Origin of the sequence: Pararhizobium antarcticum (assembly GCF_001885585.1) — a bacterium.
Classification (GTDB): Bacteria; Pseudomonadota; Alphaproteobacteria; order Rhizobiales; family Rhizobiaceae; genus Pararhizobium; species Pararhizobium antarcticum.
This window is the reverse complement of sequence record NZ_LSRP01000057.1, coordinates 1-24,407: the sequence shown is the minus strand read 5'-3', so window position 1 is coordinate 24,407 and position 24,407 is coordinate 1. Positions and strand designations below refer to the sequence as shown.

Below are 24,407 nucleotides of genomic sequence, written 5' to 3'. Positions count from 1 at the left end.
GCTGCCTTTACCTCTCCCGCTCACACCAGAAAGCTTCGCGCTTCGTCTTCTCCCAGCAGAGCCGGTTGCTGCAGGCCTGCCGCGATGCTCACCGATTGTCGGCTTTCGCCGGAGGCCAGAATGGCCTCCATGATCTCGAGCACATGCAGGGCCAGTTCGCCGGAAGCGCGGGGCGCCCGCCCTTCATGCAGCGACCTTACCAGATCGGCAACGCCAAGCATGCGGTAGTTTGCCCGATCCGGCGCATCGAACGGCCAGTTGCGCTTGCCATAGGGCGCGTTCTCGCTTTCGAAATCGCGCCAGTCGGCGCCGCGCTCGGAGAGCGACACCGTCCCGCCGAACGTATCGGGATCCGGCAGGCGAAGCGAACCCTCCGTGCCATGCAGTTCGATCGGATGATTGGAGTGACGAAAGACATCCCATGACGCCCCGAAGGTGACTGTCGTGCCCGATTGAAATTCGAGAAGCGACAAAACGTTGGTCGGCGTTTCCACCCTGAACGTGGTGTTCTTGAACGGACCGTCCGCGGTAATCATCCGCTCGTCCTGGCCTTTGGTCGCCATCGCCATCACCCGCACCACCGGACCGAGCAGGTTGACCAGCATGGTCAGATAATAGGGGCCCATGTCGAAGACGGGACCGCCGCCCGGCTGATAGTAGAATTGCGGATTGGGGTGCCAATGCTCCATGCCGCGCCCCATCATGAAGGCGGTACCGCTGACCGGTCGGCCAATCGCGCCATCCTCCATCAGACGCCGGGCGCGCCGGCCTGCCGCACCGAGAAATGTATCGGGCGCCGAGCCGAGACGCAGATCCCGCGCAAGGGCTTCGGCAACCAGCCTGCGCCCATCCGCCGCCGAGGTCGCCAGCGGTTTTTCGGTAAAGACATGTTTGCCAGCCGACAGCGCCGAGAGGGTGACATCGAAATGCACCGCCGGAACCGTCAGGTTGAGAACCAGGTCGATCTCCGGATCGGCGAGAAGACCATCGACACTCGCCGCCCGAATGCCGTATTCGCGCGCCCTGAGCCCCGACATTTCGGCCGAGATGTCAGCGCAGGCACGCAGTTCGATCCCCGCAAACAGCGCGGCATTCCGCAGATAGGTCATCGAGATATTGCCGCAACCGATCACCCCGAGGCCGATCGTTTCCCGTGTATGCGCACCCATTTTCAGTCTCCTCCCGAAATTATATCCCGCCCCCGCGCTCCGCCCCGGCACCGCCGGCTGCAGGATTCGTGTCACCGATGATAAGCATTTTATTTCTTGACGCGCGACAAATTTTTATGAAACATACGGCAACGAGAGCGAGGAAATTTCGAGGGTACTTGTGCGTGCCGGGAGGCAAGAGGGGCAGTTGCGGGGAAGACCAGGCGCGCAGTGCCGCTGCGTTCGCACCCATTGGGCCTCCTGACTGATCCGGTCAGATCACCCGACCCGGGATCCGCTGCATACCCTGAAAGCACCGAATTGCACCAAGATAACCACGACCATCCACAAGAAGAACACCGCCTACAGGGTGGAACCAGGGAACAGGAAATGACCAGGGATATCAAGGTTGGTTGCCAGACCTTTACATGGGAAATGCTCGGTGATGGCTTTGCCGGAACGCCCGACGATCTGCTTTCGGCCATCGCTGCCGGCGGTTATGCGGGTATCGAAATCACCGACACTATGATCGGCCATTATGCGGACAAACCTGCCGAATTTGCCGCCGCACTTCAACGCAGCGGACTGCAACTCGTTGCCTTCGCCTTTGGCTCCAGAAGCGGTTTCACGCTGGCGGACGAGATCGACAACGATCTGGCGACCGCGCAACGCTGGATCGATTTCGCCGCCCGTTTCCCCGGTGCCGTCGTGTCGATCGGCTCGGCCACCATCGTCTCGGAAGGCCCGCGCGACGACAAGTTCACGATTGCCGCCGACTTCTACAACCGCGCGGCGGCGCTTGGAAAAGCCGGCGGCGTCGAGGTTGCCGTGCATCCTAGCTCGCACCACAACACCTTGCTGTTCAACCGTGCAGACTATGACCGGATGTTTTCGCTTCTCGATGCATCGCTGGTCGGCTGGGTCCCCGATACCGGCCATATCCTGCGCGGACATGACGACATCGCAGATACGCTGCGCACCTATCAGGACCGCATCCGCTACCTGCACCTCAAGGATGTCGACACCAAAGATCGGTGGGCGATGCTTGGCAAGGGCCGTCTCGACACCCCGGCCGTCATCGACATTGTGTTGAAGGCGCCGCGCTTCAACGGATGGCTGGTGCTGGAAGAGGAATCCGACGCCGCCGCCGCCGATCCGGCCGGCGCCATCAAGATCAACCGCGAAACGATGCGGTCCTTTCGCATCTGAGGTAGACCAGCATGATTGAAAAGGAAAACCGCCGGCTTCGGGTTGGCGTTCTCGGATGCGGGCCGATCGCCCAGTTCGCCCACCTGGAATCCTGCGTCAAAGCCCGCAATGCCGATCTTTATGCCATCTGTGACACGGCACCGGATCTGCTGGCGCGCATGGGCGCAACCTATGAGCCCGAGCGGATGTTCAGCGACTACGATGCCATGCTCGCCGATCCGGCGCTGGAAGCCGTGATCGTCGCGACCTCCGATGCCTATCATGTGCCGATGTCGATCAAGGCGCTGGAAGCTGGCAAGCATGTGCTCTGCGAAAAACCGATTGGCGTCTCGGTCGAGGAAGGCCGGACATTGGCCGATGCGGTCAAGCGTTCGGGCAAGATCCTGCAGGTCGGTCACATGAAACGCTTCGACCCGGCGCTCGAGGCAGCGCGCGATTTCGTTCGCGACGATATCGGCGAGATCTTTGCGCTGAAGGCCTGGTACTGCGATTCCACCCATCGCTACACCAATACGGACGCCGTCCAGCCGCTCCCGGTGACCAGCAAGCTGGCCCGCAAGCCCTCCGGCAATCCGAAAGCCGATCTGCGGCAATATTTCATGCTCGCCCATGGTTCGCATCTGGTCGATACCGCCCGCTTCTTCTGCGGCGAGATCGTCGCGGTCCGCGCCCGGCTTTTGCAGCGCGCCGGCGCCTATTGCTGGTTTGTGGAAACGGAATTTGCCAATGGCGCGCTTGGCCATCTCGATCTGACGGTGGCCGTGCGGATGGACTGGCACGAAGGGTTCCAGCTCTATGGCGAGAACGGCTCTGTTCTCGCCAAGACCTTCAATCCCTGGTATCTCCGCGCGAGCGAAGTGGAGATTTTTCACGAAAAGGATGCGACCACCCGCAAGCCTCTCGGCGCCGACGGGCATTTTTTCCGCAGGCAGCTTGAAGGCCTGGCCGACACCGCGCTGCAGGGCGCCCCGATGCGCGGCGCCGATGTCGAGGATGGCATTGCCTCGATCCGAGCCATGGTGGCGATCGCACGCTCGGTCGAGACCGGGCAGCGCGTCGCACTCGCCTCCGTCACGGGGGCCGTCTAGTGCAACTCGGCATCTTCGCAAAAACCTTTCCGGGAACCGATCCGCTCACCGCCTTGTCGGCGGTCCGCGACAGCGGTTATGCCGTGACGCAATTCAATCTTGCCTGTTGCGGGCTGCCGTCGATGCCCGATGCCGTTCCGGCTGATGTCATAGCCGCCATCCGCGCCGCCGCCGCAACGACCGGCGTTTCGCTCGCGGCACTGTCCGGCACTTACAACATGGCGCATCCCGACAAAGCGGTGCGGACCACCGGCCTTGCCCAACTCGCGGTCGTCATCGAGACGGCGGCGGCGCTGTCGATCCCGCTTGTCACGCTCTGCACCGGCACGCGCGAAGCACAGGACCAATGGGCCCATCATCCCGGCAACACGGATCCGCAGGCCTGGGCCGACATGGCGGCCGAGATGGAAAACGCTCTGGCACTTGCCGAAAAACACGGGGTCGATCTGGGCATCGAGCCGGAACAGGCCAACATCGTGACCTCGGTGGCGGACGCAAGGCGGCTGATCTCCGAAATGGGATCGCGGCGGCTGCGCATCGTTCTCGACCCCGCCAACCTTTTCGAGCGCGGCACGCCCGCAGAGGTGCGACAGATCGTGTCCCATGCCGTCGAAACATCCGCCGGGCATCTGGCCATGGCCCATGCGAAAGACAGATACGCCGATGGACGTTTTGCGACCGCCGGCAAGGGTATCGTTGATTTTCCGGATTTCATCGCAAGGCTCAAGTCGGTTGGCTTCGCCGGGCCGCTGGTGACCCATGGCCTGTCGGCATCTGAAGCATCCGGCGTCGCGCTTTTCCTGAAAGGGCTGATCTGATGGTAGCGACAGCCAGCCTGACGCAGGACAGCGTACAACTGGCCGTCCATGATCACGGGCACGGTTTGCCGGTTGTCTTCCAGCATGGGCTCGGCGGCGACGCGGCACAGGTCGCGCAGACCTTTCCCGAAACGGGCGGATTGCGGCGCATCACGGCAGAATGTCGTGGACACGGGGCGTCGCGCCTCGGTGGCACACGTCCTTTTTCCATCCGCATGTTCGCCGAGGATGTTTTTGACGCAGCAAGGTCGCGCGGCATCATGCGCCCGGTCATCGGCGGCATCTCCATGGGCGCTGCCATCGCGCTGCATCTCGCCCACCATCATGCCGGCAGCATCGCAGCCCTCATTCTGGTCAGGCCCGCCTGGACCTTTGACCCGGAGCCGGCAAACATGGCGCCGATCCGGACGATCGCGTCGCTGCTAAAAGACCATGCGCCGGAGGAAGCCCGGCGTCTCTTCGCCGCTTCGGAAACAGCCGCTGAACTGCGGGCCAACGCGCCGGACAATTATGCCTCGCTGCTGGGATATTTCGACCGGCCGGATGCGACGGCCTTTGCCTCCGTCCTGGCCGACATCGCCGCGGACGGACCAGGCGTGTCCGAGGCTGAGGCCGCAGCCCTTGCCATTCCGACACTCGTCATCGGCAACAGTCAGGATGCCATTCATCCTCTCGCATCCGCCAGAACCGTTGCCCAGACGATAAGGGCAGCGACCTTTGTCGAAGTCGAACCCAAGGCCACCGACAAGGTTCGGCATTTCGCCGAAATACGGGCGGCGATCTCACATTTCCTTGCATCAGAAACAATCCGGAGTTCCGTGTCGTCATGACATCAAAAACCGCTTCTGGCCCCAGCGCCATCGCCGCCCTGCCCCGTGACCGCCTGCTCGGCGAACTCTCGCTCTGGTCGGCCGATCTTGCCAATATGGAAACAGACCTCAAGCGCATCGAAGAGCATGTGGATCTGCACCATATCGATGTCGCCGATGCGCGTTTCACGCCCGGCTTCCTGTTTTTCCCCGATTTCGTCGATCGCATCGCGAAATTGACGGATAAGCCGATCCACGTCCATCTCATGGTCGAGGCGGAGATCGTCGAGGAACAGACCCGACAGTTCATCGAGGCTGGTGCCGATCTCATCAGTGTGCATGCCGAAAACGGCGATGCGGGCTTGCGTGCCGTTGCCCTGGCCAGGGAACTCGGAGCGGAAGCAGGGGTCGTGCTGCGTCTGGAAACGCCCGTCTCCGATGTCGAGCCGTTTCTCGATCATGTCGCCTTCGTCACGCTTTTGGGCACCTCGATCGGCGTCAAGGGCCAGAGCCTCTCCGATAAAGCCTGCGATCGGCTGCGCGAAGCCCGCACTCTGATGAAAAAGGCCGGCCGGGAGAACGAGATCATTCTCGCCGCCGATGGCGGCATTCGCGAACAGACCGTGCCGCTGCTGCGGGCCGCAGGAGCGCAGACCGTGGTTCTCGGCTCGCTGGCCTTCGGCGCCGACAATCTGGCCGATCGCATGACGTGGCTGCATGCGCTGGAGCGCGCGGTCCGGTGACACAGGTCGCGCTGGCCTTCGATCTCGGCGGAACGGACCTTCGAGCCGCACTGGTCAACGGTGCGGGCGACCTCCTCGCGTTCCTCTCCGTGCCGACCGATGCCGATGGCGGGCCGGACGCGGTCATTGGCCAGATCGAAAGGCTGGGCGCCCGCCTCCAGGTGGAATCATCCGGTCTCGTTGCCGTCGGCATCGGCGTCGGTGCCCCCGGCCCGCTCGATCCGGAAGCCGGCATCGTCATCGGGCCACCGACATTGACAGGATGGCATGAAGTCCCGCTGGCCGACATTCTGTCCCGACATTTCAAACTGCCGGTCCGGCTTGAAAACGATGCCAATGCGGCGGCCTTCGGTGAGTGGCGGTATGGCGCCGGCCGCGGCGCGACATCCATGGTTTTCGTAACGGTATCGACCGGCATCGGCGGCGGCGTCATCGCCGATGGCCGGATCCTGCACGGGCGGCGCGGGCTTGCCGCAGAAATCGGCCACATGACCATTACCACCCATGGCGACCGCTGTTTCTGTGGAGCCATCGGCTGCTTCGAGGCCGTGGCATCCGGAACCGCCCTGGGCCGCAGCGCCACGGCCGCAACCCGGCCGTCCGATGGATCCGTGCTGCGGCGCCTGTCCGGCGACGCCGACGTGACCGGCCGCCACGTGGTGGAAGCGGGGCGCATGGGTGATAGTCAGGCGCTGGAACTGCTGGATGCCGAAGCGCGCTGGCTGGGCATCGGCTTTACCAATCTGCTCCATCTCTATTCGCCCGACAGGATTGTCATGGGCGGCGGCATAGCCCACGGCTTCGACCTGCTGCACGAGACCATCATCTCCACCGTACGCGATCGGGCGATGCCGGCCTATCGAGACGTACCGATCGTTGCGGCGCAACTTGGCCGCCACGCCGGCCTCGTTGGTGCTGCCAGCCTGATCCTCTGAACGGCGACCGGGAACCCCCGACGACACGCGCTCCGCGCGAAGCGACGCGCACCCGGTTGGCAACAAAAAAACGCAGCGAAGGTTGAGGGCGAGGAGCGCGCGCAGCAGCACGCTGACCGGATCGAATACGTGCGCCGTCAACGGGACCACGACGAAAAGACCGGCACGGGCTCTGCCACGCAGACGTCACGGGATCATGCGCCGGCTTCGGCCGGTCAATCGAACGCTGCCCGCAGCGCCCCGGCAAGGCTGTCGCGGCAAACCGGATCAACGAGCCCTGGATTTGTTGCCGCGTGCGCCCACCATGACCGGCGTATTGGTCCGGTTTTCCTGCGTCAGCTTTCGCCACCGCGCCAGGCGGTCGGCATCCAGCGTGCCGGCACGAACGGCCGCCTGCACCGCACAGCCCGGTTCATGATCATGCGTGCAATCCCTGAAGCGACATTGCGGCGCCAGATCGGTGATCTCCGAAAACAACGCATCGATACCCTCGGCGGAATCGCTGACATGCAGCGTGCGCAGACCGGGCGTATCGATGACCCAGCCGCCGCCCTCGATCGCGTGGAGAGAACGGGCGGTGGTTGTGTGCCGACCCTTGGCGTCGCTCTCGCGGATGCCGCCGGTTTTCTGGCGCGCATCCCGCTCGAGGCCAGCCAGGCTGTTGACGAGCGTGGATTTTCCAACGCCGGAAGATCCGACAAGCGCCACCGTGGCACCGGTCCCGCACCATGGCGCAAGGGTTTTGCCGACCTCTCCCGAACGGGCGTCAAGGACGACCACGTCCAAGCCGCGCTGGAGCGTCATCGCCTGGCTGCGATAGGTTTCCGCATCATCGGCCGTATCGGCCTTGGTCAAGAGGATCACCGGAACGATGTCGCCCTGATTGGCAAGGGCGAGATAACGCTCGAGGCGGGCGGGATTGAAATCGGCATTGCACGACGTGACGATGAACAGCGTGTCGACATTGGCCGCGGCAAGCTGCTGGGCGCTGCGCCCCTCCGTGCGCCGCTGCAACAGCGTCTTGCGATCGAGCCGGCGCACCAGCATCCGGCTGGTTGTTTCGACGGTCACCCAGTCGCCGACCGCGTAGTCGGCAGTATTGGTGCGGTTCGGCAGTTCCAGCTCGATCTCGCCTGCCTGGGCCAAGGCAACCAGCCGTGTGCGATGAACCCTGGCGATCCTCGCCGGCACGCAACCTGGATCATCCGCAACCACCTGATCTGCAAAGAAGCCGGACCAGCCCAACGTTTCCAGCGAGGCGATGCCCCCCGGCTCAGCATCCCCTACCAACATGCTTGGACCCGAAAATAAAGTGCAGCGCTCATGGGACATCCACATCGAATTGACGGGCTCCAGTCGAGCCCATCCGATAAGAACCAGATTGCGACAAGCGTGCCCCGGCGGCATCCCTGTCATCGATCCCTGCTCATAGCAGGTGAAGAAGCGTCATGCACCATGGTTTCGGACAGGGCATCCTGGCTGCCATCGCGTCACCGGGCGCCTCACCCAATTTTTTAGTCCCATGCAGGCACGGATGCTCTGGACAAACCCACCCGCTCCCCTATCTGCCGCACTGAGGAGAGTTCGTTTCGGCCTGTATTACGAGCCACTTAGAGGCTGGCCGGAGCGGAATGTGTGACAATCGAGGAGGACTGTCACAGAAATTATAAAAACCCACGCTAAACGGCGGGACTTCGTCTTATCATCACCGGGAGTGAAATCATGTTCAAACGTTCTCTGGCCGCATCGACGGCTATTTTTGTCATCTCGCTTGGCTTGCCTGCGATCGCAAACGCTGCCACCGACCTTCAGTGGTGGCATGCGATGACCGGCGCCAACAACGAGGTTGTCAACCAGCTTGCCAAGGAATTCAACGAAAGCCAGAGCGAGTACACGATCACGCCGGTTTTCAAGGGGACCTATCCCGAAACGTTGAACGCCGGCATCGCAGCCTTCCGTTCACAGCAGGCGCCCGCCATCATCCAGGTCTTCGACGCAGGCAGCGGCGTCATGATGGGTGCCGAAGGGGCAATCGTTCCGGCGGCAGAGGTCTTGCAGAAGGGTGGCTACACCTTCGACAAATCGCAATATCTTGCCGGCATCGCCGCCTATTATTCGAAGCCTGACGGCACCATGCTTTCGTTCCCCTACAACTCGTCCTCGCCGATCATGTACTACAACAAGGATATGTTCGCGAAGGCCGGCCTCGATGCCGAGAACCCGCCCAAGACATGGCCCGAGGTTTTCGAGGCTGCCAAGAAGATCAAGACGAGCGGTGCCGGCGCCTGCGGCCTCACCTCGACATGGCTGACCTGGATCCAGACCGAAAACTTTGCAGCCTGGAACAATGTCGCCTATGGCACGAATGAAAACGGCCTCGGCGGCAATGACGTTAAGCTGCAGTTCAATTCGCCGCTCTTCGTGCAGCATTTCCAGGCGATTGCCGACCTCGCCAAGGACGAGAACTTCCGCTATGGCGGTCGCACGTCCGAAGCCAAGCAGCTTTTCATGTCCGGCGAATGCGCGATCCTGACGGAATCCTCCGGTGGTCTCGGTGACATCGTCAAGTCCGGCGTCAATTATGGAATCGGCCAGTTGCCCTATTACGAAGGCCAGGGTCCGCAGAACACCATCCCGGGCGGTGCAAGCCTCTGGGTCTTTGGCGGCAAGAGCGACGCGGAGTACAAGGGCGTCGCCGAGTTCTTCAATTTCCTGTCGCAGACCAAGATCCAGGTGCGCCTGCATGAAGTCTCCGGCTACATGCCCGTGACCAATGCGGCTTACGAGGAAACCAAGAAATCCGGTTTCTACGACAAGAACCCCGGTCGTGAAACGCCGATCCTGCAGATGATGGGCAAGGCGCCAACCGAGAACTCCAAGGGCGTGCGCCTCGTCAACCTGCCACAGGTTCGCGATATCATGAACGAGGAATTCGAAGCGATGCTTGCCGGCCAGCAGGATGCAAAGACTGCCCTCGACAAGGCTGTCGAACGCGGAAACGCAGCCATCGCCGAAGCCGTCGGTAACTAAGCAAGTCAAGACAGGATGCCGTCCATGCCGCCATGTGCGGCATCCTGCCCACCACTTGGCCGGCCCCGCCGTCTGAGGAGAATTCCGTGCACACTGTCGCGTTTCCCAACAAGATCCTGCCCTATCTGCTGCTTGCGCCGCAGATCGTGCTGACGATCGTGTTTTTCTTCTGGCCGGCGAGCCAGGCGCTTTACCAGTCCATGGTGCGCCAGGACCCGTTCGGCCTCAAAAGCAGCTTTGTCGGGCTGGCAAACTTCAGGAATGTCCTCACCGACCCCAGCTATATCCATGCCCTGCAGGTGACAGTCGTTTTCAGCCTGTTGACGGCGCTGGTCTCGATGGGTGTTGCCTTGCTTCTCGCGACGGCCGCCGACAAGGTCGTGCGCGGCCAGGGCTTTTACCGCACGCTCCTGATCTGGCCCTATGCGGTGGCGCCGGCTGTTGCCGGCATGTTGTGGCTGTTCATGTTCAATCCGGCCATGGGCACCTTGGCCTATCTGCTGCGTCGCAATGGCGTTTCCTGGGATCCCCTGCTGAACGGCGACCAGGCAATGGCGCTGGTGGTGGTTGCCGCGGCCTGGAAACAGATCAGCTACAACTTCCTGTTCTTCGTCGCTGGTCTGCAGGCCATTCCGAAATCGCTGATCGAGGCCGCCTCGATCGACGGCGCGCGGGGAAATCGTCGTTTCTGGACGATCGTCTTTCCGCTGCTGGCGCCAACAACGTTTTTCCTGCTCGTCGTCAACACGGTCTATGCCTTCTTCGACACGTTCGGGATCATTCATTCGGTGACCGGCGGCGGCCCGGCCAAGGCGACGGAAACGCTGGTCTACAAGGTTTACAATGACGGTTTCGTCAATCTCAATCTCGGTTCGTCCGCAGCCCAGTCCGTCATTCTGATGATCATCGTCATTGCGCTGACGGCCTTCCAGTTCCGCTTCGTCGAGAAACGCGTGCATTATGGCTGAGGGCAAGACATGATCGAAAAACGTCCCATCGCTTCGCTCTTCGGCCACTTCATTCTGATCATCGGCATCATTATCGTTGCCTTTCCGATCTACTACACCTTCATCGCCTCGACGACGACGTCCGAGGCGATCATCCGCCCGCCCATGTCGCTGCTGCCGGGTGGACACATGGTGGAAAACTATACGGAGGCCATGTTCGGCGGTGTCGAGCGGGTCGTCGGCGTCAGCCTGGAGCGGCTGTTGTTCAACTCGTTCTTCGTGGCAATCGCGATCGCCGTCGGCAAGATCATCATTTCCTTCCTGTCTGCCTTTGCGATCGTGTTCTTCCGCTTCCCGTTTCGCATGGTGTTCTTCTGGATGATCTTCCTGACCCTGATGCTGCCGGTCGAAGTGCGTATCCTGCCGACCTACAAGGTGATCGTCGATCTGGGGCTGATCGACACCTATGCCGGCCTGACGCTGCCCCTGATGGCCTCGGCGACGGCGACCTTCCTGTTCCGGCAGTTCTTCCTGACAATTCCGGGCGAACTCGTCGAAGCCGCGCGCATCGACAATGCCGGTCCCTTTCGCTTCATGCGCGATATCCTGCTGCCACTGTCGAGCACCAACATCGCCGCCCTGTTCGTCATCCTGTTCATCTATGGCTGGACGCAGTATCTGTGGCCGCTGATGGTCACCAATGATGCAAAGATGAACACGATCATCATCGGGTTGCGTCGAATGGTCGATTTTACCGATGCGTCCACCCCCTGGAACTACGTGATGGTCACGGCGATCCTTGCCATCATCCCCCCCATTCTCGTCGTCGTGCTGATGCAGCGATGGTTCGTCAAAGGTCTCGTGGAGACGGAGAAATAATGGCCAACATTGTCCTGAAAGACGTCCGCAAGAACTATGGCGCGACAGAAGTGATCAAGGGCATCTCGCTCGATATTGCCGATGGAGAAATGCTGGTGCTGGTCGGTCCGTCCGGATGTGGAAAATCCACGCTGCTGCGCATGATTGCCGGACTTGAAGGCATCACGGCGGGTACGATCAGCATTGGCGATCGTATCGTCAACGATCTCGAGCCCTCCGAACGCGACATCGCCATGGTTTTTCAGAACTATGCGCTTTACCCGCACATGACGGTGCGTCAGAATCTGGCCTATGGCCTGAAGAACCGCAAAACACCGACGGAAGAAATCGATCGGCGCATCACCGGCGCTGCGAAAGCGCTAGAGATCGAACCCTTCCTCGACCGCAAGCCACGCCAGTTGTCCGGCGGCCAGCGGCAGCGCGTCGCCATGGGCCGCGCCATCGTGCGCGAACCGGCTGCCTTCCTGTTCGACGAACCCCTTTCAAACCTGGACGCAAAATTGCGGGTGCAGATGCGCGTCGAGATCAAGCGACTGCAGCGTTCGCTGGCGACCACAAGCGTCTACGTCACCCATGACCAGATGGAGGCCATGACGCTTGCCGACAGGCTTGTCGTTTTGAATGCAGGGCGCATCGAGCAGGTCGGAACGCCGATCGAGCTTTACGAAAAGCCGGCCACCACCTTCGTCGCAACATTTATCGGATCTCCATCGATGAATCTCCTGCCGATGGAAACCTCAAAGGACTGGTCCGTCTCGGACAATCTCGTGGTTCCCGCAGGCACGGCAACACTGGGCGTTCGCCCGGAGGATCTGTCTCTGCCGGAGCCGGGCACAGTCACGAACGGCTTGCAGGTGAGTGTCACCGTGCTGGCCGTCGAACTTGTTGGCGCCGAGAGCTATGTGCATGGAAGCCTGCCCGATCGGCAACCGATTGCCTTTCGTGTGCCCGGTCGCTCCCACATCGGCATCGATGATGTCATGACGGTTCACGCCGATTGGGAGAAGCTGCATTTCTTCGGTGATACCGGCCAGCGGCTAGGCTGAAACGGCCTCCAGCCCGTGAGGGATCAACCCTCGGCACGCCGCACCGGAAACATCCGACAGCCAAAATCTCGAAAGCCAATGTCCGGAGATCCGGGGAAGGTTCACTGCTGACCGATATGCCCCACCAACCGGAAGGGGCTCGCGACTGCCGCCCCGGCAGCATCGAAGACGAGCGCTCTGAAATTACCGCTCTTGTGTTGCAGGGCCTCGGCTTTTTCAAAGTCGCTGCCAAACCTGGCCACAGCCGCAAACCGATCATGGCCAAGGCCATCGGAAGAATCAGCGGTCGATATATCGACTATATTCACGTTCGCCTTCCTGGCTTGCTCCTGGACCACGGGGTCGTTGATGTCGAGCCGACCGATCCGCGCGCGTTCGCCGCCGATAAAGCTGGACATTGAAAGAGCCCGGTCGGTTTTTGAAGCCAGTACCGTAATCGGCGTTTTCAGATGGCCGATGTCACGCAACTGGGAGCGGAAGACATCAACATCGATATCAGGGGCGGCAAGCACCACCTGAAGTTTGGCGATGACGTCATCCCGACCCTGCAGCTTGAGCTGTCGCGTTGCTTCCATCGACAGGAAGCCACCCATGCTATGGCCGAACAGAACGACGCGCTTGATGCCCGGAGCCCGCGCCAGCGCCGTCAGGACACCTTCAAGGTCCGTTCTCGAATAAAGGGCGGCATCGCGGTCCGTCACGTATCCGGTGACGCTTGCGGCCGACGGCCAGGAAAACACGATCGGCGGGCTCAGGGTCTTGGCATCGGCGGCCATCTGGGCGGCGCGGTACAGAGCCTCCTGATACAGGTTGTTATATCCGTGAACATAAACCGCGACGGTCCCGTCAGCGCGGGCTGAACGGGTGGCGTCCGCCAGCCAGGCCTGCTGCGCCAGTTGTTCGCGCTCCGTCACCATATAGGTGCGTTTTGCGCCTGCACGTTCCGTCGGGTATGCGATCGTCGCTCCCTTGCGGTCCCGCGGGACAGCAAACCCGTAGCGTTCATAAGTGAGTTCCCCGGCCCACTGCGTTCCGAACCCGCTATACTCCTTGATCCTGTTGCGGTTGGTGACGGAAAGCAGCGCCACCTTGTCGATGTCTGCCTGTTCAGCCTGCGCAACAGCTGTTGGCTGAAGCACGGCTGACGTCGGCCGCGAAGCGCAGCCGCCCAGGCTCAACAGCACCGCGACAACCGCAATTCTGTAAGACAGCCTGTTGGGCTTGTTTGACACGATGGAACACATGGGCCGTCCGATATTTGTGTTGAAGGAGCGGTGGGAGGCGTGCGCCGCGATCAACTTACGCGACGTCCGCAGGCGCATCCTCGTCTTCAACCGGTATCCGGAACCACGCCACATAGAGAGCGGGGAGGAACAGGAGCGTCAATATGGTTCCCACGACAATTCCGCCCATCATCGCATAAGCCATGGGCCCCCAGAACACCTCGCGCGAAATAGGAATGAGCGCCAGTGTTGCAGCGGCAGCCGTTAAAAGAATGGGCCGCATGCGGTGCTCCGTTGCCTCGACCACAGCACGCCAGGGGCTCACGCCCTCGTCGCGCAGATGCTCGATCTGGACAATGAGGATGACCGAGTTGCGGATCAGGATGCCGATCAAGGCGAGCACGCCCAGAATTGCCACGAAGCCCATCGGCGCATTGCTGAGGAGAAGCGCTGCGACCACGCCGATCAGCGCCAGCGGAGCAACCGCAAAAACCAGAAACAGCCGACTGAAACTCTGAAGCTGGAGCATCAGGATTGTGGCCATCGCAAACAGCATGATGGGAAACACGGCAAGAATCGGTGCCTGCGAATCCGCGCTGGATTCCACCGTACCCCCGACTTCCACGGAGTAGCCCGCTGGAAGAGAGGCTACGAAGGTCTCAAGCTCCGGCTTGATCTGTTCGACAATCGTCGCAGGCTGCGTTGTCCCGAGGATCGCCGCCTTCAGGGTTATGGTCGGAATGCGATCCCTGCGGCCGATCAACGGTTGTTCGAGTTCGTAGCGAAAATTGGCCACTGCCGACAAAGGTACGGAATTACCGGCTGATCCCGGAAGCTGAAGGTTCCTCAGTGTCTCGATCGAACCCCGTTCGGTATCTTCAGCCCGGCCGATCACGTTGATGAGATAGATATCATCCCGAATCTGGGTCGCCGTCGAGCCCTCGACAATGCCGTTCAGCACATTGGCGATGTCTTGGGAGGAGACCCCCAACTGGCGGGCCTTGTCCTGAAGAACATCCACCTTCACGACGCGCGAAGGTTCGTTCCAGTCATATGCCAGGTTCGAGACAAGCGGGTTTGACTTGACGATCGCACTGAAGCGCTGCGCAATCTGCCGGACGTTCTGGATATCCGGCCCGCTGACGCGATACTGGATCGGTTTCCCGACCGGTGGCCCAATGTCAAGCAGCTTGGCATAGGCGTCTGTTCCTGGAAACGTCTTCGCGAGATAGGCCTGCATGTCCTTGCGCAGTCTATCGCGGGCCTCCAGATTCTTGGCGACGATAACCACCTGTCCGATCCAGGGGGCAGGCGTTTGCACGTCATAGGACAGAATGAAGCGTGGCGCGCCTTCGCCGACATGCGTCGACCAATGATCGATGTCGGGATTCCCCTCGAGCTTTTCTCTTTCAAACTGCGCCATCTGCCGGTTCGTTTCGTCGATCGTGCTGTTTTGCGGCAGGCTCCAGTCGACAATCAGCTCGGGACGATCGGAGGCCGGGAAGAATTGCTGCTGTACCAGGCCAAGACCGCCTATGGAGAGCAGGAAAACGGCGACTGTGCTGATGATCGTGAACCAGCGCCAGCGCATGGCGACCCCCAGGAGCCAGGCAAAGCCCCGTGCCACCCGGCCCTTCTGGTCATGGTGCGATTTCATTGTTTGCGGAAGAATAGCCACGCCCAGCAAAGGTGTGAACAGGACCGCCACGACCCAGGAAACGATCAGCGACACCGCAATGACAACAAACAGGGTGAAGGTGAATTCGCCTGCGGCGCTGCTGTTCAGTCCAATCGGGATAAAGCCGGCAACGGTGACAAGCGTACCTGTCAACATCGGAAACGCGGTGGAGGTATAGACATAGGTTGCTGCCGTGCGCAGATCGTCGCCAACTTCAAGGCGAGCCACCATCATCTCGACGGCAATCATCGCGTCGTCGACAAGAAGGCCAAGCGCGATGATCAACGCGCCGAGCGAGATGCGCTGCAGCGAAATACCCGTGTATTCCATCACGACGAAGGTGATTGCCAGGACCAGGGGGATGGAGATCGCGACCACCAGACCGGCCCGCAAGCCAAGGCTGATAAAACTGATGGCAAGCACGATGGCGATCGCCTCGAAAAGGGCTGTCGTAAAGCCCGAGACGGCTTCTTCCACGACAGCGGGCTGGTCCGAGACCCTCTCGACGGTTACGCCGATCGGCAGGTCGGCCACGACGCGCTTGATCTGCTCGTCCATCGCCGCCCCGAACTTCGTAAGATTGGCGCCCGCCGTCATGCCGATGGTCAGGCCGATTGCCGGCTTTCCCTTGAACCTGAAGAGCGAGGATGGCGGATCGGCATAACCACGCTTGATCGTGGCAATGTCGACAAGCGGGAAATAGCGGTCGTTGACGCGCAGGTTGATAGCCCTGAGGCTTTCCTCCGACGCAAACTGACCGCCGACGCGAATTGCGATCCGCTCCGGTCCGGCATCGATGAAGCCGGATTGTGTTACCGCGTTCTGGGCCTGCAGCGTTTCGATCACGGCTTGCTGGTCGATCCCCAGGGCTGCGATCTTGCGTGTCGAGAATTCGAGATAGATCGCCTCGTCCTGAGCGCCAATGATGTCGATCTTGCCCGCGTTCGGGACCTGAAGCAGCTTTGCTCTCGAGGTTTCAACGAGATCACGCAACTGGCGCTGCGTCAGTCCATCGGAAGTGAAGGCATAGATATTTCCGTAAACATCACCAAAGCTGTCGTTGTAGAACGGACCGATAACGCCACTGGGGAATTCGCCCTTGATGTCGCTGATCATGTTGCGGACGCGAACCCAGTTGCCCGTGACGTCCTTTGCCTTGGTGGTCGCCAGCAATTCGACATAGATCGTCGTACTGCCGGAAACCGTCTCGCTGCGCGTGTAGTCCAGCGCATCCAGTTCTTCCAGCTTCTTCTCGATCCTGTCGGTGAGCTGGCGGGTGACCTCTTCTGCGGATGCACCGGGCCACTGCGCATTGATGATCATTGTCTTGATCGTGAAGCTGGGATCTTCCTCGCGGCCGAGATTGAAGTAGGACAGCGTGCCGACCAGAACAAAGACGATCATGAAATACCAGACAAGAGAACGATGCTCGAGCGCCCAGTCTGAAAGGTTGAACGGTTTCAATTGACGGTCTCCTGGACAATTCGGACGGCCTGACCGTCTTCGAGTGTATTAACGCCCGCTGTGACAATTCTATCGCCGGATTTGATGCCGTCCGTCACGGTTACGGTATCGTCCGCGGACGCCTGTTGCGACAGCGAGACTGTCACGGCAGTGACCTTCCCGGTTTTTTCGTCGACAACCCAGACGGACGTCTTTGTTCCCTCGGTCCGGATTGCCGAAGAGGGCAATCGGATGGATGGCATGCCCTTGGCAAGCGCGCTGACCGTGATGACGGCACCAAGGCGGAGGGCCTCCGGCGGATCGACCAATGTCAGCCGCGTGCGTCGCGTGCGCGTCGCTTCGTCCGCCTCCGGCGCGATTTCCCTCACCAGGCCCCGGGCGCGGATATCGGGAGCAAGTTGCAAGGAGACATCAAAGACTGCGCCAGGCTTCAAAGGTCCGACAGCTTCCGGGACGTCGATGACGGCGTCGCGTTCGTCCGGCCGTGCGACCGTCACAACGCTCTGCCCCGCAGAAACAACCTGTCCGACCTCGGCGGAAACGGCCGTGACGACGCCGTCGAACTCGGCAAGCAGAAGCGCATAACTCAGTTGCTCATTGAGCTTGTCGAGATTTGCCTTCGCCTTGGCTTCGGCCGCTTCAGCGGTCTTGCGTTCCTGCTGCGCGATTTCGAACGTGGCTTTCGCTCCGCTCTGCCGTTCGAACAGAGTTTTCTGGCGGTCTTCGTTGGTACGGGCATTGGAAAGCTGTGCCTGGCTCGTCACCAGATCCGACTGCGCACTTTTAACAGCCAGTTCCAATGCCAACGGATCGATGGCAGCCAGGATATCGCCCTTCTTCACGAGGTCTCCGACCTGCACGTCGCGCGCGATAATGCGGCCCAGAATACGAAAGCCGAACTGCGATTTGACCCGCGCCTCCACCGTTCCGGGGAGGGCCAGGACAGTCTCGGGAGCGAGCTGCGCGATGAGAGAAAGCACGGGACGCGGCGGCTCTACCTTGGCCTCGTCTTCCTTCTGGCATGCTGAGAGCAGCGTGGCGACCGCCAGCAGCGCGATCAATTGAGGGCCTGTTGTCATTGAGCAGCTCCTTCATGGGATACAAGGTCACCAGCGCTCAGGAATTTCGTGCCGTTGGACACCACGATGTCGCCCTCGGAAACTCCGGACTCGACGGAGAAGCGCTGGGTCGAATACGCCGCGACCACAACCCGACGAAGGGAAACGGCACCAGTCTTTGAATCAATGAGCCACACGGCGGGGCGACCGGCGTCAGAAGCCATAGCCGACCATGGCAGTTCGATCACGGTCTGCGGCTTGTAGCGCGCCGTCACCGTCACTGCGCTTCCCAAAGGCGCATCCGGCGCATCTTCCAGGCCGAGCTTCACCCGGATCGTGCCTGTCGTGGTGTCGATCGTCGGCGAGACCTCGCGGACCGTCGCCTTGAAGGTTCCATCGCCGGAGAGAAGCTTCACTTCGGCAACGCTTTCAAGTTGACGCCCCAGGAGTGCAGACTCGTCGGCATTGATCACCGCATCGCGCGGGCCATCATGAGCAAGCGTGAACATGGATTGTGCAGCCTGCGCGACCTGGCCCACTTCGGCGCTGCGGGCTGTGATGATGCCGCTGGCATCGGCCTTCAAGTCCGTTTGGCCAAGCGCATCGCGTGCCGCATCCAACTGCGCCTGCGCGGACTGAACCGAGGCCTGCGTCGTCAACAGGCTCTCGCGGCTGTTGTCGAGAGCAGCCCGCGTGGTCACGCCCGTCGTAAACAGGCTCTGCTGCCTGTCGAATCCCTGACGCGCCTGTGTTTCCAGCGCCTCAGCCGAATTGAGGTTGGCGAGGGCCACCTGCAGGTCGGCTTTTTGCTCCTCCGCATCGATCCGCGCCAAGACCTGCCCGACTGTCACGCGATCACCGATATCGACCCTGCGCTCCACAAGGCGGCCACTGACCCGGAACGAAAGATCGGACTGGACACGGGCACTGATTTCGCCCGTCGTCGAGATCGTATCGGAGACCAGAGCGGGTTTGACAATGACCGCCTCTACGCGTCGCGTCTCTTTCTGCGGCGGCTGCTCCTCGGGGGCGCAGGCTGCCAGCGAAAACCCGATCAAAGCGAGCATCATCAATCGTCTCATAACTAGCCTCTTGAAACTCTGTTCAGCCGATTTATTATTGACTGACTGATAAGTCAATGAAATTGTCCGCCTGGATCGTCGAAATCGCTGCTACACGCCGTCCAACGGGAGACATGATCATGAAGAAATTGACACGGGCGCAACAGAAGGCGCTTCGGCCGATTCAGATTCTTGACGCCGCATTCGAGGAGTTTATCGAAAAGGGCTTCAGCGCCGCTCGCGTCGAAGATATCGCCAGTCGCATCGGTGTGACGAAAGGAACGATCTACGTCTACTTTCCGACGAAAGAAGAGATATTTTCGGCTATGGTTCGCCATATTGCCGTGCCGTTCGAAGCGGTTCACACGAACGAATTGAACGGCAGCTGTTCCGAACAGCTCCGCTCCTTGCTTTTGCTTTGCTACGAACACATCCTGGGGGATCGCAGAACGCGAGAGCTCCTGCGTTTCGCCATATCGGAAGGTATCCGCTTTCCGGAACTGATCGACACACACTACCAGGAGCTCGTCGAACCGATCCTGGAGCGAACACAGGCGATCATTGACGAAGGTGTCAGGATTGGCGAGTTTCGCAGCGGCACCGCGCCTTTTGCACGCGTCATCATTGCGCCCTTCGTCGCCATGATGGTCGATGTCCTGATACTCGGGGACAATCGCGACCTTGGCGTTCCCCTCTACATTCAATCGCATCTCGATTTCGTCATGCACGGGCTTGCGGTCTCCGAGACGTCAGGGTCGGTGGAATGAATGCAACAGCGGTCTGTAGGGTAGCAAAACGATGCCCCCGGGCCGCACGGTTTCCAAGTAACTCTTGCATGCCTAAAAGCTCCGCTTCAGACGCGTCAGAAAAAGCAAGGCACGGCTTTATCTAGATGTGGCGCTCAGGTTGCTTTGCATCCGGGAGCGTGAAGTCGAAGGCCAGCGGCCTGCCGAGCAGATAGCCCTGGCCGATATGGCAGCCCATGGATTTCAGCCGGGTGAGCTGGCTTTGCTCTTCGATCCCTTCGGCTGTGATCGTGACGCCCAGACCGTTTCCCAGTGCGATAATGGCCCGGACCACTTTTTCCTGCTTTTCGCTATTTTCGAAATTGGCCACAAAGCTTTTGTCGATCTTGATCTTGTCGAACTTATAGTCCGACAATTGCGACAGGCTGGAGTAGCCGGTGCCAAAATCGTCAAGCGCTATTTTGATGCCGGCGTTCACGAGCTGGTCAAGAACGATACGGGCTGTCTCGGCATCCCGGATGACAGCACTTTCAGTAACCTCCAGTTCGAGCCTGTGGATCGGCAGGCCGATCTCGCCGAGGATCGTCAGAAGGCGCAGGCCGAGCAGACGATCACTCAGCTGTACGGGGGAGATATTGAAGGACAGGACCGTATGCGCCGGCCAGGACAGGGCATCCCGACAGGCGGTGCGGAAGAGCTGGTCGGTCAACTCGACGATCAACCCCGCCTCTTCGGCAAGCGGGATGAAATCACAGGGCGGGACGAATGTCCCATCCGAACGCTCCCAGCGCGCCAAGGCCTCGTAGCCGACGACCTCCTCGGTTATCAGGTCGACGAACGGCTGGTAGTGCGGAATGATCCGCGCCGTGTTGATCGCATGCCTGAGATCACCTTCCATTCGAACGCGCTTGGCCAGCTCCGCGTGCATGGTTGGCTCGAAGAACTTGACCTGGTTGCGTCCCGTTTTTTTAGCGGCGTACATGGCGCAGTCGGACTGTTGGATCGCATCAGTGAGCGTGGCGCTGTCTTCGGGAATACGGGCAATGCCGATGCTGGCGCCGACATCGACGGGTGTCCCATGGATCAGCATGGTCTTGGAAAGGTTGTTGACGATGCGTTTGCCAAGCGCATTCAGATCTGGCTTGCCCATGCGCTCGGTGACAACAAGAAATTCGTCGCCGCCCAACCGATAGACGTTCTCCAACGGAAAAATATAGGACAACCGCTCGGCCACGATCTTCAGAACCTGATCCCCATGGTCATGTCCCAGGAGGTCGTTGACCTTCTTGAAGCCATCGAGATCGATGCTGATGACAGCGTAGCCGTCCTGCCGCGCCAGAATGTCCTGTCGCGCGAACGCCGTTTCAAGGAACCGGCGGTTGGGCAATTCCGTCAAGGGATCATGGCAGGCAATCCAGTCGACGTTCTTTTCGGCAGCCAGCCGACGTCGAATTTCCTGCGACATGTCCTTGATGCGGGTGACCGAATATATCAGTCCCAGGGCACCGGCGATGTTTAAAGCGGTGAACAACTCGTCGAGCTCATAATATTCATGATCATGAAAGAACGCGTCGAGGGCTTCGTGACCATCGTAGTAAAGCGCAAGAGTGTAGAGCGAAAGAAAGACCGAAAGCCAGACCACAGCTTCAAACTTGGCACGGCTTGTTCGCATGATTTGCATAAGGTCTCTCCCCCGAGACGAGTTGTTGCCTCATGCCTGAAATTCAGGAATCCATCTTCCCGATGAAAGTCGATACCCAAGCCGTCGCAGTGCCATTGTCCGGTGGCACCCCTTCCTCAAAGCGCCACCGTCTGCGCGCGCGCACGGCGTGCACGATCCAAGTCCCGGATCTTAGACCATGCACGTCCTGCCGCCGCTATGCTGCGACCAGCTTCGTCACCGCGATCTCTTCGAACATGCGTTCGAGATTGAGGAAGCAGATCATGCCGTCGGGCTGTGCGATGATCCCGTCGGCGTAACGCATACCGCTGGACATGCTGATCTCGGGAACGGGTTGCAAAAGGTCCTCGGCGATCGTCAGGATATCAGAAACCCGGTCAACGACCAGTCCCATCGCCATGCCATGGACTTCTGCCACGACAATGGCGCTGCGTTCATTGGGCTCGGTACTTCTCATGCCGAGCTTGTTGGCGAGATCGATGATTGGAATGACCGTTCCACGCAGGTTCATCACGCCGATGACATCTGCGGGGGCATGCGGGATCGGCGTTGCAGGACCCCATCCGCGAATCTCGCGGATGGTTCTGGTGCGCACGCAGAATTCCTGATCGTGCAGCCGGAAGGCGATGATTTCAAACGTGGCGCTTGTCGTAGTCGCTGTGTTGGCTGGAATGGTCATCAAAACTCCTCCCAGCTTTCCTTGACGGCGGCATTGCCCGAGAAGGCGCTGGCGACCTTGCCTGCCAGTCGTTTTGCCGGCGAAGCCACCGGCCGGTGACCGGCATCGGCGACCTTCATGGCCGAAGCCGTTTGACGCAGGGCGCCGCCGAGCTGGAACTGCGAGATCAATTCGCGCAGGCGGCCGCTTTCGCTGGCAAGCGTTGCACCAGCCGCGCTCGTTTCCTCGACCATCGCGGCGTTCTGCTGCGTTACCTGATCCATCTGGTTGACGGCGGTATTGACCTCGCCAAGCCCGACCGACTGCTCCTTCGCAGATGTCGCAATCGAGTCCATATGCTGGTTCACGGTGACGATATAGCCTTCGATCGTCTTCAGTGCTTCACCGGTCTCGCTGACCAGCTTGACGCCGCTCTGCACCTGGACAGACGAATTGCGGATGAGATCCTTGATCTCCTTCGCAGCCTTGGCCGAGCGTTGCGCCAGTTCGCGGACTTCCTGGGCGACGACCGCAAAGCCCTTGCCGGCATCACCGGCACGGGCAGCCTCGACACCGGCATTCAGCGCCAGCAGGTTGGTCTGGAAGGCGATTTCGTCGATCACGCCGATAATGTTGGAGATCTCGTTCGAGGACTGCTCGATCTTCTGCATGGCGTCGACCGCATTGGCGACCACCATGCCCGACTGGGCCGCACTTTCATTGGCGAGAACCGCGATCTTGCGCGCCTCGTCGGCACGTTTGGACGAGTTGGCGACATTGACGGTGATCTGGTCGAGAGCCGCTGCGGTCTCTTCCAGCGATGCAGCCTGCTGCTCGGTGCGCTTCGACAGATCGTCGGCGCTGCTGCTGATTTCCCGGCTGCCATTGTCGATAGCCCCGGTCGCATCAGTGACAGCCCGCAGGGTTTCGGACAATTGACCAACGGTTGCGTTGAAATCGGAGCGCAGGGTTTCAAAGTCTGCGGCAAAGGGCTCTGCGAGATGAAACGTCAGATCACCTTTCGACAGATGCTTCAGGCCTTTGCCGAGCCCGGCCGTTGCCTGCGCCATCTCTTGCGCGCGCAGACGATCGGCTTCCTCGGTGCGCATCCGGTCCTTTTCGGACTGCGAACGCGTGGACTCGATCAGACGATCGGATTCGATCTTGGCGAGCGCCGTCTGGCGGAAGACTTCGACCGCACCAGCCATGGCACCGACTTCATCGGCACGACCATTGAACGGGATTTGCAATTCAACGTCACCCTTGACAAGCCTGGACATCGAAGCCGTGATCGCATTGATCGGTCTGGCGATACCCGACATCGCATAGAAGGCACAACCGATGGCAATCAAAACGGCGCCGATGGCCGAGGAAATCATGATCCAGAAGGCCGAGGCATAACTAGCCTTGCTTTCGGCGACATACCGAGCAGACTCTGCCACGATGAAATCAACGAGGTCACCGACGGCCTTGTTTGCCAGATCGGCCTGCACCTTCATCCCACCTTTAAAAAACTGCTTTGCTTCAGGGAGTTTTCCTCCGGCCAGAAGTTCATTCAATTCCCCGTCCTGGGCGACATAGGCCTCTGCTTGTTTCCTGAGTTCGTCGAATAGCTGACGCCCCTTAGTCGTCGAGATTGTGGCTTCGTATTTGGCCATGCCGTTCTTGAGAGAGGTTTCTATGCCGTCCCGAAACTTGCCTTCCGTTTCGAGCTCATCCGGTTCAGCAAGGAGCTGGCGGGCAAAAGCGAGGCGCATCAGATTGATGTCCCCCTTGATTTCGCGGGCAGCAATAACCTGTTCCATCCAGAAGTCACCAATGCGCGATGTTTTGTCGGCAAGCGAACTCATGGTGTTGATGGAATAGGCCGACAAGGCGACCAAGACGATCGCCATTATTGCAAACATGGCGACCAGCGACGTTCGGATGGTGGGTCTGCGCATTTCAGTTCCTCAATATTCTCAGGATGAAAATGAATTTTTGGACCGTGATGCCATCATGGCGATCCGAGTGCGGCGCGTTCGCAGCCGCAACTCATGGGTGGCCTAAATCTAGAGAGAAGTGTCTAATATAGTATTAAGCTTAACTCTTAGTGTCCGTCCGGAGACTTTGAGAATCGGCGGAATCGGTTAGCGGACTTCGGTTTGCGGGTTGTGCGCGGTTGTGATTCCTTTTGTGCTTTCGAA

General features: G+C 60.2%; 20 protein-coding genes. 11 read left to right on the top strand and 9 right to left on the bottom strand.

Annotation, left to right across the window (positions count from 1 at the left end; translation table 11 throughout):
• Positions 1-20: 20 nt before the first annotated feature.
• The gene (locus AX760_RS05025; protein ID WP_071831893.1) at positions 21-1,169 is read right to left on the bottom strand and encodes a Gfo/Idh/MocA family protein; all 1,149 of its coding nucleotides are present in this window, start codon (positions 1,167-1,169) and stop codon (positions 21-23) included.
• Positions 1,170-1,538: 369 nt separating this feature from the next.
• Here AX760_RS05025 and AX760_RS05020 point away from each other — a divergent pair, with 369 nt between their 5' ends.
• From AX760_RS05020 to AX760_RS04995, 6 genes are read left to right on the top strand one after another with little or no spacing between them, the layout of a single operon-like run.
• Positions 1,539-2,357, top strand: a complete 819-nt coding sequence (locus tag AX760_RS05020) for a sugar phosphate isomerase/epimerase family protein (protein WP_071831892.1) — start codon at positions 1,539-1,541, stop codon at positions 2,355-2,357.
• A gap of 11 nt (positions 2,358-2,368) precedes the next feature.
• Positions 2,369-3,445: a Gfo/Idh/MocA family protein gene (locus AX760_RS05015; protein ID WP_071831891.1), complete on the top strand. Its 1,077-nt coding sequence runs from the start codon at positions 2,369-2,371 to the stop codon at positions 3,443-3,445.
• Positions 3,445-4,263, top strand: coding sequence for a sugar phosphate isomerase/epimerase family protein (locus tag AX760_RS05010; RefSeq protein ID WP_071831890.1), 819 nt, complete (start codon positions 3,445-3,447; stop codon positions 4,261-4,263). Before AX760_RS05015 ends, AX760_RS05010 begins: the two co-directional genes overlap by 1 nt.
• Positions 4,263-5,093: an alpha/beta fold hydrolase gene (locus AX760_RS05005; RefSeq protein WP_071831889.1), complete on the top strand. Its 831-nt coding sequence runs from the start codon at positions 4,263-4,265 to the stop codon at positions 5,091-5,093. Before AX760_RS05010 ends, AX760_RS05005 begins: the two co-directional genes overlap by 1 nt.
• Entirely contained in the window at positions 5,090-5,815 is a 726-nt protein-coding gene (locus AX760_RS05000; protein ID WP_071831888.1) for a ribulose-phosphate 3-epimerase, read from the top strand. Before AX760_RS05005 ends, AX760_RS05000 begins: the two co-directional genes overlap by 4 nt.
• Positions 5,812-6,750: an ROK family protein gene (locus tag AX760_RS04995; protein WP_071831887.1), complete on the top strand. Its 939-nt coding sequence runs from the start codon at positions 5,812-5,814 to the stop codon at positions 6,748-6,750. The genes AX760_RS05000 and AX760_RS04995 overlap by 4 nt, the downstream gene beginning before the upstream one ends.
• Positions 6,751-7,017: 267 nt before the next feature.
• Here AX760_RS04995 and rsgA read toward each other — a convergent pair whose 3' ends face one another.
• Positions 7,018-8,043 carry a ribosome small subunit-dependent GTPase A gene (gene rsgA, locus AX760_RS04990; protein WP_071831886.1) on the bottom strand — a complete coding sequence of 342 codons (1,026 nt, stop codon included), beginning with the start codon at positions 8,041-8,043 and terminating at the stop codon, positions 7,018-7,020.
• Positions 8,044-8,472: 429 nt separating this feature from the next.
• Between rsgA and ugpB the strand changes: the two genes are divergently transcribed.
• The 4 genes from ugpB (at position 8,473) to AX760_RS04970 (ending at position 12,652) form a co-directional block, all read left to right on the top strand.
• Positions 8,473-9,780: a sn-glycerol-3-phosphate ABC transporter substrate-binding protein UgpB gene (gene ugpB / locus AX760_RS04985; RefSeq protein WP_071831885.1), complete on the top strand. Its 1,308-nt coding sequence runs from the start codon at positions 8,473-8,475 to the stop codon at positions 9,778-9,780.
• 86 nt (positions 9,781-9,866) lie between these two features.
• Complete coding sequence (gene ugpA, locus AX760_RS04980; RefSeq protein WP_071831884.1) at positions 9,867-10,748, top strand: sn-glycerol-3-phosphate ABC transporter permease UgpA; 882 nt, start codon at positions 9,867-9,869, stop codon at positions 10,746-10,748.
• Positions 10,749-10,757: 9 nt separating this feature from the next.
• Positions 10,758-11,606, top strand: coding sequence for a sn-glycerol-3-phosphate ABC transporter permease UgpE (ugpE, locus tag AX760_RS04975; RefSeq protein ID WP_071831883.1), 849 nt, complete (start codon positions 10,758-10,760; stop codon positions 11,604-11,606).
• Positions 11,606-12,652 carry a sn-glycerol-3-phosphate import ATP-binding protein UgpC gene (locus AX760_RS04970; RefSeq protein WP_071831882.1) on the top strand — a complete coding sequence of 349 codons (1,047 nt, stop codon included), beginning with the start codon at positions 11,606-11,608 and terminating at the stop codon, positions 12,650-12,652. The genes ugpE and AX760_RS04970 overlap by 1 nt, the downstream gene beginning before the upstream one ends.
• A 101-nt stretch (positions 12,653-12,753) precedes the next feature.
• Here AX760_RS04970 and AX760_RS04965 read toward each other — a convergent pair whose 3' ends face one another.
• The 4 genes from AX760_RS04965 to AX760_RS04950 are packed head-to-tail and all read right to left on the bottom strand — an operon-like array spanning position 12,754 to position 19,157.
• Positions 12,754-13,974: an alpha/beta hydrolase gene (locus AX760_RS04965; protein WP_245294932.1), complete on the bottom strand. Its 1,221-nt coding sequence runs from the start codon at positions 13,972-13,974 to the stop codon at positions 12,754-12,756.
• Complete coding sequence (locus AX760_RS04960; protein WP_071831881.1) at positions 13,952-17,017, bottom strand: efflux RND transporter permease subunit; 3,066 nt, start codon at positions 17,015-17,017, stop codon at positions 13,952-13,954. Before AX760_RS04960 ends, AX760_RS04965 begins: the two co-directional genes overlap by 23 nt.
• Complete coding sequence (locus AX760_RS04955; RefSeq protein WP_071831880.1) at positions 17,014-18,096, bottom strand: efflux RND transporter periplasmic adaptor subunit; 1,083 nt, start codon at positions 18,094-18,096, stop codon at positions 17,014-17,016. The genes AX760_RS04960 and AX760_RS04955 overlap by 4 nt, the downstream gene beginning before the upstream one ends.
• The gene (locus AX760_RS04950) at positions 18,093-19,157 is read right to left on the bottom strand and encodes an efflux RND transporter periplasmic adaptor subunit (protein ID WP_071831879.1); all 1,065 of its coding nucleotides are present in this window, start codon (positions 19,155-19,157) and stop codon (positions 18,093-18,095) included. The genes AX760_RS04955 and AX760_RS04950 overlap by 4 nt, the downstream gene beginning before the upstream one ends.
• A gap of 119 nt (positions 19,158-19,276) precedes the next feature.
• Between AX760_RS04950 and AX760_RS04945 the strand changes: the two genes are divergently transcribed.
• Positions 19,277-19,903: a TetR/AcrR family transcriptional regulator gene (locus tag AX760_RS04945; protein WP_245294931.1), complete on the top strand. Its 627-nt coding sequence runs from the start codon at positions 19,277-19,279 to the stop codon at positions 19,901-19,903.
• Between the two features lie 121 nt (positions 19,904-20,024).
• Here the strand turns inward: AX760_RS04945 and AX760_RS04940 are convergent, their stop codons facing one another.
• The 3 genes from AX760_RS04940 to AX760_RS04930 all read right to left on the bottom strand — a co-directional run bounded on the left by AX760_RS04940 (position 20,025) and on the right by AX760_RS04930 (position 24,164).
• Positions 20,025-21,563, bottom strand: a complete 1,539-nt coding sequence (locus AX760_RS04940) for a putative bifunctional diguanylate cyclase/phosphodiesterase (protein ID WP_071831878.1) — start codon at positions 21,561-21,563, stop codon at positions 20,025-20,027.
• 196 nt (positions 21,564-21,759) lie between these two features.
• Complete coding sequence (locus AX760_RS04935; RefSeq protein WP_083531072.1) at positions 21,760-22,242, bottom strand: chemotaxis protein CheW; 483 nt, start codon at positions 22,240-22,242, stop codon at positions 21,760-21,762.
• Entirely contained in the window at positions 22,242-24,164 is a 1,923-nt protein-coding gene (locus AX760_RS04930) for a methyl-accepting chemotaxis protein (RefSeq protein WP_071831876.1), read from the bottom strand. The genes AX760_RS04935 and AX760_RS04930 overlap by 1 nt, the downstream gene beginning before the upstream one ends.
• Between the last annotated feature and the right edge of the window lie 243 nt (positions 24,165-24,407).

Excerpts from the sequence above, each read along its gene's own strand:
- AX760_RS05025 (WP_071831893.1), bottom strand. The coding sequence starts at position 1,169 with ATGGGTGCGCATACACGGGAAACGATCGGCCTCGGGGTGATCGGTTGC.
- AX760_RS05020 (WP_071831892.1), top strand. The coding sequence starts at position 1,539 with ATGACCAGGGATATCAAGGTTGGTTGCCAGACCTTTACATGGGAAATG.
- AX760_RS05015 (WP_071831891.1), top strand. The coding sequence starts at position 2,369 with ATGATTGAAAAGGAAAACCGCCGGCTTCGGGTTGGCGTTCTCGGATGC.
- AX760_RS05005 (WP_071831889.1), top strand. The coding sequence starts at position 4,263 with ATGGTAGCGACAGCCAGCCTGACGCAGGACAGCGTACAACTGGCCGTC.
- AX760_RS05000 (WP_071831888.1), top strand. The coding sequence starts at position 5,090 with ATGACATCAAAAACCGCTTCTGGCCCCAGCGCCATCGCCGCCCTGCCC.
- rsgA (WP_071831886.1), bottom strand. The coding sequence starts at position 8,043 with ATGTTGGTAGGGGATGCTGAGCCGGGGGGCATCGCCTCGCTGGAAACG.
- ugpB (WP_071831885.1), top strand. The coding sequence starts at position 8,473 with ATGTTCAAACGTTCTCTGGCCGCATCGACGGCTATTTTTGTCATCTCG.
- ugpE (WP_071831883.1), top strand. The coding sequence starts at position 10,758 with ATGATCGAAAAACGTCCCATCGCTTCGCTCTTCGGCCACTTCATTCTG.
- AX760_RS04970 (WP_071831882.1), top strand. The coding sequence starts at position 11,606 with ATGGCCAACATTGTCCTGAAAGACGTCCGCAAGAACTATGGCGCGACA.
- AX760_RS04965 (WP_245294932.1), bottom strand. The coding sequence starts at position 13,974 with ATGCGCCTGCGGACGTCGCGTAAGTTGATCGCGGCGCACGCCTCCCAC.
- AX760_RS04955 (WP_071831880.1), bottom strand. The coding sequence starts at position 18,096 with ATGACAACAGGCCCTCAATTGATCGCGCTGCTGGCGGTCGCCACGCTG.
- AX760_RS04950 (WP_071831879.1), bottom strand. The coding sequence starts at position 19,157 with ATGAGACGATTGATGATGCTCGCTTTGATCGGGTTTTCGCTGGCAGCC.
- AX760_RS04945 (WP_245294931.1), top strand. The coding sequence starts at position 19,277 with ATGAAGAAATTGACACGGGCGCAACAGAAGGCGCTTCGGCCGATTCAG.
- AX760_RS04940 (WP_071831878.1), bottom strand. The coding sequence starts at position 21,563 with ATGCAAATCATGCGAACAAGCCGTGCCAAGTTTGAAGCTGTGGTCTGG.
- AX760_RS04935 (WP_083531072.1), bottom strand. The coding sequence starts at position 22,242 with ATGACCATTCCAGCCAACACAGCGACTACGACAAGCGCCACGTTTGAA.
- AX760_RS04930 (WP_071831876.1), bottom strand. The coding sequence starts at position 24,164 with ATGCGCAGACCCACCATCCGAACGTCGCTGGTCGCCATGTTTGCAATA.